Below are 16,792 nucleotides of genomic sequence, written 5' to 3'. Positions count from 1 at the left end.
TTATGAAGAGGGCACTGCAAGGATGCGTGGCACAGGGCACGCGTTGCTTGGTGCCCTTTTCGGTCCCTTTCTGGAGAAGCACGATGCGCCCTTTCTGGCTGGAACAAGCCCTGAAAAATCAGCCCGATGAACCCTGCCCGCCCCTGCGGCAGAACACCCGCGCCGATGTCTGCATCGTCGGCGGCGGCTACACCGGCCTGTGGACCGCCATCATGCTCAAGGAGCAGAACCCCGAGCTCGATGTGCTCATCGTCGAAGCGGACATCTGCGGCGCGGGCGCCAGTGGGCGCAACGGCGGTTGCGCGCTGTCGTGGTCGGCGAAGTTCTTTACCCTGGAGCGTCTGTTCGGGCTCGAAGAGGCCGTGCGCCTGGTCAAGGCGTCGGAGCAGAGCATCTACGCGATCGGCGACTTCTGCAGAAAGTACGGCGTGGATGCCGACTACCGCCTCGACGGCACGCTGTATACCTCGACCAGCCAGGCTCAGGTCGGCTCCACCGACGCGGTGGTCGCGGCGCTGGAGCGCCATGGCATCAACACTTTCAGCAAACGCCCGCTCACCGACGTGCAACGGATGGCGGGCTCGGCCCAACACCTGGAAGGCTGGTACTCGCCCGCAGCGGCCAGCGTGCAACCGGCCAAGCTGGTGCGTGGCCTGCGCCGTGTGGCGCTGGGGCTGGGCGTGCGCATTCACGAAGGCTCGCCGATGGTCGGCCTGGACGAAGGGCAGCCAGCCTCGGTCATCACACCCCACGGCAAAGTCACGTGCAGCAAGGTAGTGCTGGCGATCAACGCCTGGATGGCCCGGACCTTTCCACAGTTCTCGCGTTCGGTGGCCATTGTCTCCAGCGACATGATCATTACCGAACCGCGGCCGGACCTGCTGCAGCGCATCGGCCTGACCAGCGGCGTGACCGTGCTTGACTCACGCATCTTCGTGCACTACTACCACAACACACCCGACGGGCGAATCATGCTGGGCAAAGGCGGCAATACCTTCGCCTTCGGCGGGCGCATGCTGCCGGTATTCGACCAGCCATCACCCTATGCGAACCTGCTGCGCGGTGCGCTGGAAACGTTCTTCCCGGCATTCACTGGCGTCGATATCGCGGCAAGCTGGAACGGCCCTTCGGATCGCTCGGTCACCGGTTTGCCGTTCTTCGGCCGCATGGGCGCCAATCGCAATATCTTCTATGGCTTCGGTTATTCCGGAAGCGGTGTAGGCCCCTGTCACATGGGCGGGCAGATCTTGTCGTCGCTGGTACTGGGGCTGGATAACCCCTGGACACGCTCGCCATTGCTCAATGGCCCGCTCGGGCATTTCCCACCGGAACCCATCCGTTATCTGGGGTCCTTGATGGTGCGCAATGCCATTCGCCGCAAAGAGCGGGCCGAGGACCTGAACCGGCGCCCTCGCCGGCTGGATGTCCAGCTGGCCAAGTTCGCCGCCGCGGCCGGCAAGGCGGACAAGGGATGAGCGCTCATCAACTTATGAGCCACCTCGACATCGCCCAGGAGGAAGGCGCCGACCACTGGGCATCCTCTAAATCCTGACCCGGCCTCCGGGGGCTGCTTTGCAGCCAAGCTGAAAACCGGGTCTGCTGCAAAGTCGTTCAGGCCACCCCGCTGATCAGCGCTGCAATGGATACAGCGCCTCATCGAACTGGTCCAGGCGTGGGAAGCTCAGCGGTAGGTCATCCGACAGGTGCTGAAGGCGTTGCGCGTAACTGTGCAGGAACGCCTGACGCGCCTCATCGCTGATGTACGGCACATGCCACGCCACGAACGGCTCCAGCACCTCGAAGCCGACATAGGCCAGGGTCCCACGCAGGATCGGCCGCAGCATGTCCTGAAGCGGCCCGTGGATCGCCCCTTCGCCGAACATGTGCTCTCGCCCGCCCAGGGTCACGGTCACCAGCGCGCGCTTGCCGGCCAGGCCGCCCTGGTCGTAGAAACGCTTGCCGCCATAGCACACCCCGGACACCAGCACCCGGTCGATCCAGCCCTTGAGCATGGCCGGTGCCGAGAACCAGAAGATCGGGAAGTTGAGCACCAGCAGGTCCGCCCACAGCAGCTTGTCCAGCTCTTGCTGGATGTCGGGGGCGATGGAACCGCTCTTCACCCCCAGGCGCTGCTCCAGCGCGTACACCAGGTAGTCGGGGTTTTCCCGGTGGCTGAAGTCGTCGGCGCTGGCCACCGGGTTCCAGCCCATGGCGTACAAGTCGCTGACCTGCACCTCATGGCCCTGGGCGCGGAAGGTCTGTGCCGCCTGGTCACGCAGTGCGGCGGTGAAGGATTGAGGCTCGGGGTGAGCGTGAACGATCAGGACTTTCATGGGCAATCCTCAAACAGTTGTCAAAGGGGAAATGGGGTTGCGCGCGGCCAGCAGACGGTCGAGCCAGTCAGGGTCCATCTCGGGCTCGCAGGCGAACAGCAGCCCGGTGTAGTCACGGTGCGGCGGCTGGAAGATCGCCTCGCGGCTGCCATGGTCGACCACCCGCCCGCGTTGCATCACCAGCACTTCGTCGGCGATGGCGCGCACGGTGGCCACGTCGTGGGTGATGAACAGGTAGGCCACGCCCAGCTCGCGCTGGATGCGGTCGAGCAGCTTGAGCACGCCCTCGGCCACCAGTTGGTCGAGCGCCGAGGTCACTTCGTCGCAGATGATCAGCTGCGGTTCGGCGGCCAAGGCACGGGCGATGCAGATCCGCTGCTTCTGCCCGCCCGACAGCTCCCGTGGCAGGCGATCCATGTACTTGGCCGGCTCCAGGTCGATCATCCGCAACAGCTCGGCGACCCGCTCGCGCAGCGCCTTGCCCTTGAGCCCCAGGTAGAAGCTCAGCGGCCGGCCGATGATGTCGACGATGCGCTGCCTTGGGTTGAGCGCGGTGTCAGGGATCTGGTAGATCATCTGGATGCGCCGCAACTGCTCCTTGCTGCGCTGGCGGTAGTCGGCCGGCAAGGCCTCACCGTCGTACAGCACCTGGCCCGAGGTTGGCGGCAGCAGGCCGCTGATCAAACGCGCCGTGGTGCTCTTGCCGCTGCCCGACTCGCCGATCACCGCCAGGGTCTGGCCACGATAGAGCTTCAGCGACACATCGTGCAGCACCGGCTGCTGGCCATAGCGGGCATCGGCATTGCGCACTTCCAGCAAAGGCTGTTCATGGCGCGGGCAGGCCTTGGCCGCGGTGTGGAAATTGCGCACCGCCCACAGCGACTGGGTGTAGGCCTGCTGCGGGGCACTGAGCATGCTGCGGGTCTGCGCCTCTTCCACCAGGCTGCCGTGGCGCAGCACCATGATGCGGTCGGCCATCTGCGCCACCACCGCCAGGTCATGGCTGATGTACAGCGCGGCGCTGCCAAAGGTCTTCACCGCGTCACGGATCGCAGCCAGCACCTCGATCTGGGTGGTGACATCCAGCGCCGTGGTCGGTTCGTCGAAGATGATCAGGTCCGGGTGGCAGGCCATGGCCATGGCCGTCATCACCCGCTGCAACTGACCACCCGACAGCTGGTGCGGGTAGCGCTGGCCGATGTGTTCGGGGTCGGGCAGGCGCAGGATGCGGTACAGCTCCACCGCCTCGGCCTCGGCCTTGGCGCGCTCGATGCCGCCATTGATCACCGCGGTCTCCACGTGCTGGTCGATCAGCCGGTGCGCCGGGTTGAACGAGGCGGCAGCGCTCTGCGCCACGTAGGCGATGCGCAGCCCGCGCAGCTTGCGCAGGGTTTCGGCGCTGCAATCGAGCAACGGGATGCCATCGAAGCACACGCTGCCGCCGCTGATCCGGCAACCGTCGCGCACGTAGCCCATCGCGGCCAGGCCCAGGGTCGACTTGCCGGCACCCGACTCGCCGATCAGGCCCAGCACCTCGCCGCGCTTGAGGGTCAGGTCGATGCCCTTGATCAGCGGGTGCCAGGCGCCGTCGTGATGGCCTTCAATGCGCAGGTCACGGATTTCCAGCAACGTATCAGGGTTCATGTTCAGCACTCCTTCAGGCCACTGGACAGGTGCAGCACCCAGTCGACGACGAAGTTCACGCTCACCGTGATCAACGCCACCGCCAGGGCCGGAAGCAGCGGGCTGATGTCACCGAAGGTGATCAGCACCGCGTTGTCGCGCACCATGCTGCCCCAGTCGGCGGTCGGCGGCTGGATGCCGAGGCCAAGGAACGACAAGGCGCTGATGAACAGGAAGACAAAACAGAAGCGCAGGCCGAATTCGGCAATCAGCGGCGCCGCAGCATTGGGCAGCACTTCCCGGCTGACCAGCCACCACAGCCCCTCCCCGCGCAGCCGCGCGGCCTCGACGAAGTCCTGCACCACCACGTTCATTGCCACTGCCCGCGACAGGCGGAACACCCGCGTGGCGTCGAGCAGGGCGATCACCAGCACCAGCGAAGTGGCCGTGGTGCCGACCACACTGAGGATCAGCAAGGCGAAGATCAGTTGCGGGATGGCCATCAGTATGTCCACCAGGCGCGACAGGCCCTGGTCGATCCAGCCGCCCTTGATGGCCGCGACCAGCCCGCACAGGCCGCCCAGCAGGAAGGCCAGGCTGGTGGTCAGGAAGGCGATGCCCAAGGTGTTGCGGGCGCCGAACAGCAGGCGGCTGAAGGTGTCGCGGCCAAGGTTGTCGGTGCCCAGCAGGAACTGCGGGCTCCACGGCGCGAAGCCCTCGCCCACCACCTGGGTTTCGCCGTACGGCGCCAGCAGTGGCGCAAACAGCGCCACCACGGTGTAGGCAACAATCACCAGCAAGCCGAACTTGGCGCTCAGGGGCGCACGCAGCACAGGTGTGATCAGGCTCATGGTCTACCCCTTCGGATGCATCAGGCGTGGGTTGCTGGCGATCGACAGCACGTCGGCGCCGGTATTGAGCAGGATGTAGGTGCCGGCAAAGATCAGGCTGCAGGCTTGCACCACCGGGATGTCGCGCTTGGCCACCGAGTCCACCAGCAACTGGCCGAGCCCCGGGTAGACGAACACCACCTCTACCACCACCACGCCCACCACCAGGTACGCCAGGTTCAGCGCCACCACGTTGACGATCGGCGCCAGGGCATTGGGCAAGGCGTGCCTGAAGATCACCCGCGCCGGCGACACGCCCTTGAGCCGGGCCATTTCGATATAGGGGCTGGCCAGCAGGTTGATCAGCGAGGCACGGGTCATGCGCATCATCTGCGCGATCACCACCAGGCTCAGGGTCGCCACCGGCAGCACCGAGACTTCCAGCACCTCGCCCAGCGAAGCATCCGCAGGCAGACTGGAGATGCCCGGCAGCCATTCGAGCTTCACCGCGAACACCAGGATCAGCAGGTAGGCGACGAAGAACTCGGGGAACGACACCGCGCTCAGCGCAGCGGTATTGAGCAGCCGGTCGAACCAGCTGTTGCGATACAACGCCGCGAGCATGCCCAGCAGCAAGGCCGTCGGCACCGAGCACAGCGCCGCCAGCAGGGCCAGGCTGAAGGTGTTGCCCAGCCGCGTGCCCACCAGTTCAGCGATCGGCCGCTGGTTGGCCAGCGATACCCCCAGGTCACCGTGCAACAGGCTCCACGCCCACTGGACGAAACGCTGCACGGGTGACAGGTCCAGCCCCAGCTGGGCACGCAAGGCGGCCACGGTTTCCGGGGTGGCCGACTGGCCGAGCATGGCCTGGGCGATGTCGCCTGGCAGCATGCTCACTCCCAGGAAGATCACCACCGAGACCGCAAACAGCGACAACAGGCCCAGGGCCAGCCGCTGCACTAGCAGTTTGCCAAGATTATTCACCGTATAACTCCTCGAATGGAGGCCTGGACTGGATGCCTCGGCTGGTTGCAGGGTTGAGCCATGCGCAACATGGCCGGCTCAGGCCTGCCACCAGCGCTCGATCACCCGCAGGCCATCCAGCTCGCCATAGGGCGCCGTGAGCGGGCCATGGGCCACGCGGCTGGAACGGGCGGCGACGGAACTGGCGAACAACGGCACGATCGCCCCACCGTCATCGCGGCACAGCGCCTGCATTTCGTTGTACATCTCGCGGCGCAGGGGCTCGTTCATCTCGCCACGGGCGGCGTTGAGCAGCTGGTTGAAGCGCGGGTTGTCCCAGTGGGTCTCGTTCCATGCCGCGCCCTTGGCGTAGCCGATGCTGAACATGCGGTCGGCGGTGAGGCTGGAGTACCAGAACGAGGTGGTGAACGGCTGCTTCATCCACACATTGGTGAAGAAACCATCGGCAGGCTCGCGCACCACGTCGATGTCGATCCCGGCCACGCGCGCCTGCTCCTTGAACAGCACCGAGGCATCCACCGCGCCGCTGTAGGCGGCATCGGACGCCTGCAGGCGCACCTTGAGGCTGTCCATGCCGGCCTGGCGCAGGTAGAAGCGCGCCTTGTCCGGGTCATAGACGCGCTGCTCCAGCGCCGGGTTGATGAAGCGGTTGGCCGGCTGCAACGGGTGGTCGTTGCCGACCTGGCCGTAGCCGTACAGCACCGAGGCCAGCAGGGTCTCGCGGTTGATCGCGTGCTTGAGGGCCATGCGCACGTTGTTGTCACGGAACTGCTGGCTGTCGGTGAGCATCGGGAAGGTGTAGTGCTGGGCGCCCTTGGTTTCCTCGATCACCAGTTTCGGGTTGCGCTTGAGCAAGGACACGGTCTTGAGGTCGACCTTGTTGATCACATCGACCTTGCCGGTCACCAGGGCGTTGACCCGCGCGGCGCCGTCGGCGATGGCGATCAGCTCGGCGCTGGCGAAGTGCGCCCTGCCCGGCTTCCAGTAGTCGGGGCTGCGCTCCAGGTCCATGCGCACGCCCGGCTCGAAGCCCTTGATGCGGTAACCGCCAGTGCCGATGCCGGCCTGCCAGTCGGCCAGGCCGTCCTTGGCGGGCATGATCACCAGGTGGTAGTCGGCGACCACGTAGGCGAAGTCGGCGTTGCCCGAGTGCAGCTCGAACACCACGGTGTCGGGGGCGCTGGCGTACACCTTGGCCACATCGCCCAGTACGGTCTTGGCTGCGGAGGTGGATTTCTCGCCCAGGTGATGCTGGATCGAGGCCACCACATCGTCGGCGCTCAGGGTCTTGCCGTTGTGGAAGGTCACGCCCTGGCGCAGGGTGAAGGTCCAGACCTTGGCGTCGGGGCTCGACGCCCAGTGCTCGGCCAGCTCGGGGATGGCGGTGCCGTCCACGGCAATTTCGGTGAGTGTGTTGTACACCGCCGAGAAGCCGATGAAGGTGAAGGTGTCGACCCACGAGCCGGGGTCCTTGGAGTCGGTGGTGCTGCCCCCGGCCAGCCCCAGGCGCAAGGTGCCGCCCGGCTTTGGCGTGGCCTCGTCGGCAAGGCCGCGCAGCGGCAGGCCGAGGGAAAACGCCCCGGCCATGGCCGCAGCGGCCGCGCTGTACTTGAGGAAGTCCCGGCGCGGCAGGCCGCCGCCCGGAATGGCGTGAGGATTGTTCTTGTTGTTATCGCTCATGGCATTTGCCCCTGTTGAACCGCAAGTATTTGTTGTTCGGTCAAAGCGGATTGCGTAGAAGCTGTTTACAATTTGTAATTGTTACCGTAACAAATACATTAGCGGCAGGACAAGCTGATTTCCAGCGCCCGATACCGGGCTTTTTCAGTGGTGTAACATTGACGTTTTCGCAGGGAGCCTTTGCCCCATGAGCCAGTCGACCCGACTCATCACCGCCTCGTACATCCTTTCGTTCGTGGCGGCCAATGCCCCGCAGAAGCTGCGTACCGAAACCATCGCCAAATGGGTCAAGGTACACCCGACCCGCGTGCGCTCGATGGTGTCGCAGATGGTCAAGGCCAACATCCTGACCTCGTATCGCGGCGCCCAGGGCGGCGTGACACTGGCCCGCGCGCCGCAGGAAATCACCCTGCGCGAGGTGTATGACGCCGTGCAGGAAAGCTCGCTGATCGCCGAGAAGATCGACAACCCGTTTGCCGGGCTCGAGGACCACTGCAAGGTGTACGAGGTGTTCACCCGGCTGTTCGCGATGCTGGAGCAGAACATGCGCCTGGACCTGGGGGCGATCACGGCGGATCAGCTGTTCGTGGCGTTCGATACGCCGAAGGAACACACCCACACGGCCTGAACGCCAGTTTCCGAGAGCTGGCGCGGCTCCCACAGGGTGAATCGCGCCCGCTTTCAGAAATTGAGCAAGACAGTTGCTCCTTCGCCCTTCAGAGCTGAATGGCCTTCACCTCGACAAACTCGTTCAGCCCTTCCTCACCCCACTCCCGCCCATTGCCCGACTGCTTGTAGCCGCCAAACGGTGCCTGGTAGTTGAACGCCCCACCATTGACGAAACACTGCCCCGCGCGCAGCTGGCGGCCCAGTTGCAGCGCCTTGTCGCGGCTACCGGCCCACACTGCGCTGGACAGCCCGAACGGCGAGTCGTTGGCCAGGGCAATGCCTTCGGCCTCGTCGGCATAGGGAATCAGGCACAGCACCGGCCCGAAGATTTCTTCCTGGGCAATGCGCATGCGGTTGTCGACGTCGGCAAAAAGCGTTGGTGGCACATAGAACCCACGCTCGAAGCCCGGCGCGCTCGCACCGCCACACAGCAGCCGCGCGCCCTCTTCCTGGCCAACCCGAATGTATTCCTGCACCGTGCGCCGCTGCCCGGCCGAGCACATCGGCCCAAGGAAGCTACGCGGGTCTTGCGGGTCGCCCATGACCAGGCTACGGGCCTCGTCCACGGCGATCTCCAGGGCCTGGGCATAACGCGAGGCCGGCAACAGCATGCGCGTCAGTGCCGTGCAGGTCTGCCCCGAGTTGATCATCACATCCTGCACGCCATGGCGCACCGCCGCGTCGAGCGGGGCGTCGGCGGTGATCAGCAGTGGCGACTTGCCGCCCAGCTCCAGGCACACCCGCTTCACCGACGGTGCCGCCGCCTGAGCGACTCGCACGCCCGCGCCGGTGGATCCGGTGAACGAGACCATGTCTACCTGTGGGTGCCGTGCCAGCGCCTCACCGACCTTCGCCCCCGGCCCGCTGACCAGGTTGAACACCCCGGCCGGCAACCCGATGGCCTCGATCATTTCAGCCAGCAGGAAGGCATGCAGCGGGGTCTCCTGGCTCGGCTTGACCACCACCGTGCAGCCTGCGGCCAAGGCAGGCGCAAGCTTGCCGATCAACTGGTGCAACGGGTAGTTCCAGGGGTTGATGAACGCGCACACGCCCACGGCCTCGCGGTACACCAGCGAGTTGCCGACTTCGCGCACCTCATCCATCAGGCCGGCCAGTTCGATGTACTGCTCAAGGCCAACGATGGGCCCGTCGACCTGCACCGGCCGGCACCACTGCACCGGCATGCCCAGCTCGCGGGTAATCAGCGCAGCCATCTCGTCGGCCCGCGCCTTGAGCTGCTGCGCCAAGGCGCGAATGAACCCGGCGCGCACGCTGGACGGCGTTCGCGACCAGTCGGCGAAGGCATTGCGCGCAGCACTCACCGCCCGCTCGACATCTGCTTCGTTACCCAGCGGCACCTTGCCGACCACCGCCTCGCTGGCCGGGTCGATCACCTCGGCCATGCCCTGCCCCGCCGGTTGCTGCCAGCGGCCATCGATGAAAAGACGGCTATATTCACGCATTGCCTTGAGCCTCCATCAGTTCGCTGGCGCACAGGGCAATGCGCCGGCAGGCTTCGCCCAGGGCCTGGGTATCGAGCACCAGGCCCAGGCGGATATGCCCGGCCGCGCTCGGGCCGAACGCCTCACCGGCCAGCACCGACACCCCGTGCAGGTCGAGCAGGCGGTTGGCGAATGCCTGCGCGCTGAGCCCGGTCTCGCGGATATCGACCATCACGAACATACCGCCATCGGGTTTGAGTGCCCGCAGGCCTGGGCAGTCGGCGAGGCGTGCACACACCAGGTCACGGCGCCGGCGGTAGGCTTCGCGCATGCCGTCAAGTTCTGGCAATGGCTGCTCCAGCGCGGCCACCGCCGCATCCTGGATGAAATCGGGCGAGCCATACAGCATGCACAGCGCCAGGTTTTCCAGGTGCCCGGACAGCGCCGGCGAGCCAACTACCCAGCCGACTCGCCAGCCGGTCATGGCATGGGACTTGGACAGGCTGTTCAGGGTCGCCGTGCGCTCGGCCATGCCCGGCAGGCTGGCCGGGCTGATGTGTTCGCCCTCGAACAGCAGTTCGCTGTACACCTCGTCACTGATCAGCCACAGGTCATGGCCGATGCACAGTTCGGCCAGGGCCTCCCAGGTGCTGCGCGGCAGGCTGGCACCGGAGGGGTTGTGCGGGCTGTTCAGCGCCAGGGCACGGGTGCGCGGGGTAATGCGTGCGGCGACATCTTCGGGCTGCACACGAAAGCCATGCTCCGGGCGCACCGGAACCGGCACCACCGTGGCACCGCAGGCACCGAACACCGCTTCATAGGTGACATACATCGGCTCGGCGACGATCACTTCATCACCCGGCTCCAGCACGCATTGCGCCACGCAGAACAGCGCGCACTGCGCCCCCGCCAGCACTGTCACCTGGTCGGCGCTGACCGCCTGGCCGCTGCGCTGCTGATGGCGCCGGGCAATGGCCTCGCGCAGGTTGCGCTTGCCGCGCACATCGGCGTAATGGGTATTGCCGGCTTCAAGGCTGGCCACGGCGGCCTGGACGATCGGCGCCGGGGTGTCGAAGTCCGGGTCGCCGACTGAAAGCAGCAGCACGTCGCGGCCCTGTTCGAGCATGGCCAGGGCGCGGTAGTGGATCTCCCAGGCGGCGGCGCCGTCGCCGGCGATCCGTTGGGTCAAAGAGGAAAATCGCATGGCTGGTTATCCTGTTGTGCGGGGTGGGCTCAGCGCGCGCAGGCGTGCTTGAGCTCGATCAGGGTCACGCCGTTGCGGGCAAAGCCGCCGCGCAGGTCGCGTTGCAGTTCGTCCAGGCTCTGCGGCTGTGCGACCGTGCAACCGAAGGCACGGGCCAGGCCGGCGAAGTCCGGGTTGCGCGGCAGTACGCCGATGGGCTCGATGTTCAGGTCGAGCATGTCGTCGCGGATCTGCCCCAGCGCGTCGTTGTTCCACAGCAGCACCACCAGCGGGCGGTCCAGTTCCTCGACTGCGGTCGCCAGTTCCTGCGCCGTGTAGAGGAAACCGCCGTCGCCGACCAGCACCAGACCTGGGCGCTCGGCAGTGGCGAACATGGCGCCGATACCTGCTGGCAGGCCATAACCGAGGGTGCCGTAGCCGGTGGGGTGCAACCAGCTGCGCGGCGCCCTGCTGCTGAACAGGTAATTGCCGGTGTAGGCCAGTTGGGTCATGTCGGTGCTGATGAAGGCGTTGTCCGGCAGCTCGGCCGCGACCCGCTGCAGGATCGCCTGGTGAAGCGCCTGCAAGGGCCCCAGGCTCGCCTGCACGGCATCGCGCAGGCGGGCCACGGCGGCGCTGGCCTGGGTGGCATCGCGCACGCCGTCCGGCAGCTGTTCGAGCAGCCCCGCCAGGGTCTGCCGGGCATCACCGTGCAACGCCAGCGCGCAGGGATAGAAGTCGTTGAACTTGCGCGGGTCGATATCCACCCGCAGCAGCTCGCCGGTCAGTGGCAGGCGCTCGCGCCAGAAGTCGGTGTCAGCCATTTCGGTACCGACCGCCAGCACTACGTCGGCCTCGGCGATCAGCGCCCAGCCCGTCTCCACGCACAGGCTGGAGCCGGCGTTGAGCGGCGAGTCCAGTGGCGCCAGGCCCTTGCCGGCGACACTGGTGAACAGGGGCGCAGCCAGGCGTGTGCTCAACTGCTGCAGCTCGGCGCCGGCCTGCAGGGCGCCACCGCCGGCGATGATCATCGGGCGCTTCGCTGCCGCCAGCCTGGCGGCCGCCTGTTGCAGGCTGTCGAGGCTGGCCGGGCCACGCCCGGGGCGGCGTACCACGTCATTGCTCCAGTCCCGCGCCACAGGCGCGGCCAGCACGTCCAGCGGCACCGAGATGTGCACCGGGCGCGGGCGCTCGCTGTCGAACACGGCATAGGCGCGGGCGATCAGCTCCGGCAGGTCCTCGGCCTTCAGCGCCACGGCCGAGAAGGCGGTGATCGGCGCGGTCATGGCGCGCTGGTCCTGGGTCTCGTGCAGGCAGCCCCAGCCTTTGCCCAGGCTGGCGGTGTGGTTGACGCTGGAGATCACCAGCAACGGAATCGAGTCGGCGTAGGCCTGGCCAATGGCGGTGGCCGCATTGGTCACACCGGGGCCGGTGATGACAAAGCAGACGCCTGGCTTGCCGCTGACCCGGGCATAGCCGTCGGCCATGAAACCGGCGCCCTGCTCGTGCCGGGTGAGCACGTGGCGAATGCCGCTGCCGGGCAGGCCGCGGTACAGCTCCAGGGTATGCACGCCGGGGATGCCAAAGACGGTATCGACGCCGTAGTTAGCCAGCAGGCGCACCAGCGCCTGGCCGCCTGTGAGTGTTTGGTTCGTCATGTTCATGTCCTTACACCTGGCCGAGGCGGATCAAGGCATCGACCGCTGTGGTGCCGCTGGCACCGACCATCAATGGGTTCACATCCAGCTCCAGCAGCTGGCTGGCGTTTTCGCAGGCGTAGTCGGCCACCGCGCGGATGGCGGCGACCAGTGCCTCCAGGTCGGCCGCCGGTTTGCCGCGAAAGCCCTGCAGCAAGGCAGCGCTGCGCAGGCCCAGTACGGCTTTGCGGATGGCGCCATCGGTGGTTGGCAGCAGCAGGCTCTGGCTGTCCTTGAGCAGCTCGACCAGAACACCCCCGGCACCGATCACCAGCGCCAGGCCGAAATCCGCCTCGCGCTTGATGCCAACGATCAGCTCGGCCAGCGGCGCAGCGGCCATGGGTTCGAGCAGCACCTGGTCGAAGGCGACACCCGGCGCGTAAGCGGCAATGCGTGCGCGCATCTGCCCAAGCGCATGGCTGAGCGCCGCTTCGTCGGCCAGGTTCAGTGCCACCGCGCCGGCTTCGGTCTTGTGCGGCAACTGCGCGCTGACGGCCTTGAGCACCAGCGGGAAGCCCACCTTGGCGGCATCGGCCAAGGCGTTCTCTGGGCTGCTCAGCACGCCATTCGGAATGGGCAGGCCGAAGCCGCGCAGGGCTTGCTTCGACTCCCACTCGTTGAGCAGGCGATTGTCCCCGGCAAGCGGCTGCGGGCACAGCGGTACCAGCGCCGACTCACCCATTGCCAGCAACGCCGGGCGCTGTTGTGCGTAACGGGCCACCCGGCCCCAGGCCGCCAGGCCATCCTCCACCCCTTGCAGCGCCGGCACACCGGCCGCGTGCAGGCGTTCACGGGCGCTGGCCGGCAACAGCTCGGGGAAGGCCGAGGTGACGAAGCCGGCCTTGCCATGGCGCTTGAGCGCCGCGCAGTACAGCTCCAGCAGCAGGTCGCATTCCTTGCGCTCGCCGGTGAATTCGGCGGGGTAATCGAGCACCAGCATCGCCGCATCGGCGTCGCTGCGCAGGGCGCTGTCGAGCATGCGCGCCTTGGCCGGGCCGTCGCCCCAGATCGCCGTGGTGAAGTCCAGCGGGTTGACCAGGTTGGCATAAGCCGGCAGCACCTGGGCCAGTGCTTCGACCTGGCTGGCGCCAAGTGCCGGCAGGCTCAGCTGGTTGCTTTCGCTGTAGTCGGCGATCAGCCCGGCATCGCCGCCCGAGCAGGCCAGCGCGATCAGGCTGGGGCCCTTGGGCAGGTTGCCGCAGGCCGCCGCCTTGAGGGTTTCGACGAAACTCACCGGGCCGCTGACACGGATCACCCCCAGGCGCTCGAACAGGCTGTCGTACAGGGCATCGGAGCCAGACAGCGAACTGGTGTGGCTCAGCGCCAGCTCGGCGCCGATCTGCGACACGCCGGTCTTCAGCGCGACGATCGGGATGCCCTTCTCCAGCGCCTTGTGCGCGGCGCGGGCAAAGCCCGGCACATTCTTCAGGCCTTCCAGGTGCAGGCCGATGGCGGTGACCCGTGGCTCATCGAGCAGCACGTCCATCAGCTCGGCGATGCCCAGTTGCGCCTGGTTGCCGACCGAGGCCATGTAGGCCACCGGCAGCGAACGGTCGCTCATCGACAGGTTGTAGGCGAAGTTGCCGCTCTGGGTCAGCACCGCCACGCCCTGCTCCACCGCCTTGCCACCGTGGGCCACCGGCCACAGGGCTGCACTGTGCAGGTAGTCGAGCAGGCCGTAGCAGTTGGGCCCGAGCAGCGCCATGTGGCCGGCGGCTTCGAGCAGTTGCTGCTGCAGTGCCTGGCCCTCGGCGCCGCTTTCGGCAAAGCCCGAGGCATAACAGATCGCCCCGCCCGCACCCTTGGCGGCGAGTTCGGCGACACAGGCCAGGGTCAATTCGCGGTTGGTGGCGATGAACACCGCATCCGGCGCGCAGGGCAGCTCGGCCACGCTGCGTACGCAGGGCACACCGTCGATGCTGTCGTGTTGCGGGTTGACCAGCCACATCTGGCCTGGGTAGCCGCCGTCGGCGCAGCGCTTGAGCGCGCGGGCCATGCTGCGCCCGCCGACGAATGCCAGGTGCCGGGGGGCCAGCAGGCGTTTGAGGTTGTCACGAATGGCTTGCGACATGGTGAGGCTCCGGTCAGCGCAGCAGTGGGCGCAGCAGTTCGCGCGAGATGATGTGCCGCTGGATTTCCGAGGTGCCTTCCCAGATCCGCTCGATGCGTGCGTTGCGCCAGATCCGCTCGACCGGCCCCTCGTCCATCAGGCCCATGCCGCCGTAGATCTGCACCGCCTCGTCGGAGACCTTGCCGAGCACTTCGCTGGCGAACAGCTTGGCCATGCCCGCCTCGCCGTCGGTCATGCTGCCCTGGTCCATCTTCCAGGCGGTGTGCAGGGTCAGCAGTTCGGCGGCGCGGATCTGCGTGGCCATGTCGGCGAGCTTGAACGACACGCCCTGGTAGGTGCCGATCGGCTGGCCGAACTGCTTGCGGTCGGCGGCCCATTGCAGCGACACGTCCAACGCGCGCTGGGCCTGGCCGACGCAGTTGGCGGCGACCATGACCCGGCCTGCGGTCAGCCAGGCGTTGGCCACGTCCCAGCCCTTGCCGACTTCACCGAGCACCTTGGCGGCCGGCACCTTGCAGTCGTCGAAGAACAGCTCGTAGGTGTGGTAGCCCCGGTTGCTCACGCATTTGGGGCCACGGCGGATGGTCATGCCCGGGGTGCCCCGGTCGACCAGGAAGGCGGTGACGGCGTTACGCTTGCGGCCGTTATGCTCGTAGGTGTCGGTGACGGCAAAGACGATGGCGAAATCGGCGTGCCCGGCATGGCTGATGAAGTGCTTGCTGCCATTGATCACGAAATCATCGCCTTCACGCACGGCGCGGGTCTTGATCGAGTTGGCGTCGGAGCCGGCGCCCGGTTCGGTCAGGGCGAAGCAGTCGGTCTTCTCGCCACGGATGCACGGCAGCAGGTAGTCCTCGACCTGCTGGCCGGTGCAGGCCATGAGGATCTTCGAAGGCCGGGCGACGAACACATGCAGCGCCCAGGAAACCTTCGACAGTTCGCGCTCGATCAAGGCCTGGGACAGGTAGTCGAGGCCACCGCCACCGACTTCCTCGGGCATGTTGAAGGCATAGAAGCCAGCGGCGATGGCCTTGCCACGGATCTGTGCGGCAAGCTCCGGGGGCACCTCATCGGCACGGTCCACGGCTTCTTCATGGGGCAACAGCTCCTTGGCGACAAAGCTGCGTACGGCATCCACCAACATTTCTTGTTCTTGGGTCAGTTGGAAATTCATGGCCTGTTCCTGGGTAACCGGGGAATGAGTGAGTGCTTATTTGCCGCTGAAGCGGGGTGCGCGTTTTTCCGTGGCCGCGCGCAGGGCCTCGGCGCCGTCCTCGCTGCGCCCGCAGAGCAGGCCGGCGGCCAGTTCTGCAGTGAGCTGCTCGGCCAGGCTGCGCGAAGCGCCTTCGCGCATCAGGCGCTTGGTCTGGGCATAGGCGAACGTCGGCCCTTGGGCCAGGCGCGCCGCCAGTTCGGCGGTGGCGGCCGGCAGCTGGTCGTCGGCAACCACTTCACCGACCAGGCCGGCCGCCAGGGCGCGTTCGGCGCCCCACAGTTCGTCAAGGAACAGCAGGCGCTTGGCCTGCTCGCTGCCGATCAGCCGTGGCAGGTGCCAGCTGGCGCCGGCATCCGGCGAGTAGGCCATGCTGGTATAGCCGGCCTTGAACCGGGCCGACTGGGCGGCCAGGCGCAGGTCACAGCACAGCGACAGGTCCATGCCGGCGCCGACGGCGGTGCCGTTGATGGCGGCGACGGTGGGCTTTTCCAGGTTGTGCAGGCAGTGCATCAGGGCGTGTGCGGTTTCGGTCCAGCCGTAGGTTTCCAGTGCACCACGGGCTTCGGCTTCGGCCCATTCGGCGAGGTCGGCGCCGGCGCAGAAGCTGCGGCCAGTGCCGGTCAGGACGACCACGCGCACGGCGGGGTCGGTGTTGTAGGCCTCGAGGGTGGCGTGCAGGGTTTTCAGGGTGGGGATGTCCAGCGCGTTGCGCTGCTCGGGGCGGTTCAGGGTGATCCAGGCAACGCCGGCTTCAACCTGGGTGATTAGGGACGACGGAGCGGTCATGTGGGGCCTCGGATTATTGTGATAGCTGTGAGAGGTGAGGCTCATGCTAAACGAGTGTTCAGTAAGGAGGCAATTGGGGGAGGAAGCGGTGTTACAACTTCGAACAAGTGGTGGGAAATCAAGGGGGCTGAGGTGAATTGCGTTTGGGCTGACAGGTGCATGGCGACAGGTTTTCAGCGCCTGTGAGATCGAGCGCCGCCCGCGCGGCGCATCGCGGATAAATCCGCTCCTTGTATGTTGTGTCTGGCCTAACGAGAGAGGTTATGCTCGTTGGGCTA

13 protein-coding genes are annotated in these 16,792 nt (G+C 66.6%); 2 read left to right on the top strand and 11 right to left on the bottom strand.

Annotated features, from left to right (window positions below):
- Positions 1-83 precede the first annotated feature (83 nt).
- Entirely contained in the window at positions 84-1,475 is a 1,392-nt protein-coding gene (locus ACIPZ5_RS21000; RefSeq protein WP_400810394.1) for an FAD-dependent oxidoreductase, read from the top strand.
- 153 nt (positions 1,476-1,628) lie between these two features.
- Here ACIPZ5_RS21000 and ACIPZ5_RS20995 read toward each other — a convergent pair whose 3' ends face one another.
- The 5 genes from ACIPZ5_RS20995 to ACIPZ5_RS20975 all read right to left on the bottom strand — a co-directional run bounded on the left by ACIPZ5_RS20995 (position 1,629) and on the right by ACIPZ5_RS20975 (position 7,450).
- Entirely contained in the window at positions 1,629-2,333 is a 705-nt protein-coding gene (locus tag ACIPZ5_RS20995) for an NAD(P)H-dependent oxidoreductase (RefSeq protein ID WP_400810392.1), read from the bottom strand.
- A 9-nt stretch (positions 2,334-2,342) separates the two neighbouring features.
- Complete coding sequence (locus ACIPZ5_RS20990; protein ID WP_261943894.1) at positions 2,343-3,977, bottom strand: ABC transporter ATP-binding protein; 1,635 nt, start codon at positions 3,975-3,977, stop codon at positions 2,343-2,345.
- 2 nt (positions 3,978-3,979) lie between these two features.
- Positions 3,980-4,807: an ABC transporter permease gene (locus ACIPZ5_RS20985; RefSeq protein WP_261943893.1), complete on the bottom strand. Its 828-nt coding sequence runs from the start codon at positions 4,805-4,807 to the stop codon at positions 3,980-3,982.
- 3 nt (positions 4,808-4,810) lie between these two features.
- On the bottom strand, positions 4,811-5,770 hold the full coding sequence (locus tag ACIPZ5_RS20980; protein ID WP_400810390.1) for an ABC transporter permease: 960 nt from the start codon (positions 5,768-5,770) through the stop codon (positions 4,811-4,813).
- Positions 5,771-5,848: 78 nt separating this feature from the next.
- Positions 5,849-7,450 carry an ABC transporter substrate-binding protein gene (locus ACIPZ5_RS20975; protein ID WP_400810388.1) on the bottom strand — a complete coding sequence of 534 codons (1,602 nt, stop codon included), beginning with the start codon at positions 7,448-7,450 and terminating at the stop codon, positions 5,849-5,851.
- 187 nt (positions 7,451-7,637) lie between these two features.
- Here ACIPZ5_RS20975 and ACIPZ5_RS20970 point away from each other — a divergent pair, with 187 nt between their 5' ends.
- Positions 7,638-8,078, top strand: coding sequence for an Rrf2 family transcriptional regulator (locus tag ACIPZ5_RS20970; RefSeq protein WP_313713044.1), 441 nt, complete (start codon positions 7,638-7,640; stop codon positions 8,076-8,078).
- An 88-nt stretch (positions 8,079-8,166) separates the two neighbouring features.
- Here ACIPZ5_RS20970 and ACIPZ5_RS20965 read toward each other — a convergent pair whose 3' ends face one another.
- From ACIPZ5_RS20965 to ACIPZ5_RS20940, 6 genes are read right to left on the bottom strand one after another with little or no spacing between them, the layout of a single operon-like run.
- Positions 8,167-9,582, bottom strand: a complete 1,416-nt coding sequence (locus ACIPZ5_RS20965) for an aldehyde dehydrogenase family protein (protein WP_400810386.1) — start codon at positions 9,580-9,582, stop codon at positions 8,167-8,169.
- The gene (locus tag ACIPZ5_RS20960; RefSeq protein ID WP_400810385.1) at positions 9,575-10,765 is read right to left on the bottom strand and encodes a pyridoxal phosphate-dependent aminotransferase; all 1,191 of its coding nucleotides are present in this window, start codon (positions 10,763-10,765) and stop codon (positions 9,575-9,577) included. The genes ACIPZ5_RS20965 and ACIPZ5_RS20960 overlap by 8 nt, the downstream gene beginning before the upstream one ends.
- Before the next feature lie 29 nt (positions 10,766-10,794).
- Positions 10,795-12,402 (bottom strand): 5-guanidino-2-oxopentanoate decarboxylase, encoded by a 1,608-nt coding sequence (locus ACIPZ5_RS20955; protein WP_400810384.1) that lies wholly within the window; start codon positions 12,400-12,402, stop codon positions 10,795-10,797.
- A 10-nt stretch (positions 12,403-12,412) separates the two neighbouring features.
- The gene (locus tag ACIPZ5_RS20950) at positions 12,413-14,512 is read right to left on the bottom strand and encodes an acetate--CoA ligase family protein (RefSeq protein WP_400810383.1); all 2,100 of its coding nucleotides are present in this window, start codon (positions 14,510-14,512) and stop codon (positions 12,413-12,415) included.
- A 13-nt stretch (positions 14,513-14,525) separates the two neighbouring features.
- Complete coding sequence (locus ACIPZ5_RS20945) at positions 14,526-15,686, bottom strand: acyl-CoA dehydrogenase family protein (protein WP_400810381.1); 1,161 nt, start codon at positions 15,684-15,686, stop codon at positions 14,526-14,528.
- Positions 15,687-15,722: 36 nt separating this feature from the next.
- Positions 15,723-16,514, bottom strand: a complete 792-nt coding sequence (locus ACIPZ5_RS20940) for an enoyl-CoA hydratase/isomerase family protein (RefSeq protein ID WP_400810379.1) — start codon at positions 16,512-16,514, stop codon at positions 15,723-15,725.
- Positions 16,515-16,792 lie beyond the last annotated feature (278 nt).

Source organism: Pseudomonas sp. NPDC089428 (genome assembly GCF_044749325.1).
Taxonomy (GTDB): Bacteria; Pseudomonadota; Gammaproteobacteria; order Pseudomonadales; family Pseudomonadaceae; genus Aquipseudomonas.
This window is presented reverse-complemented; position numbering and strand designations above follow the sequence as displayed.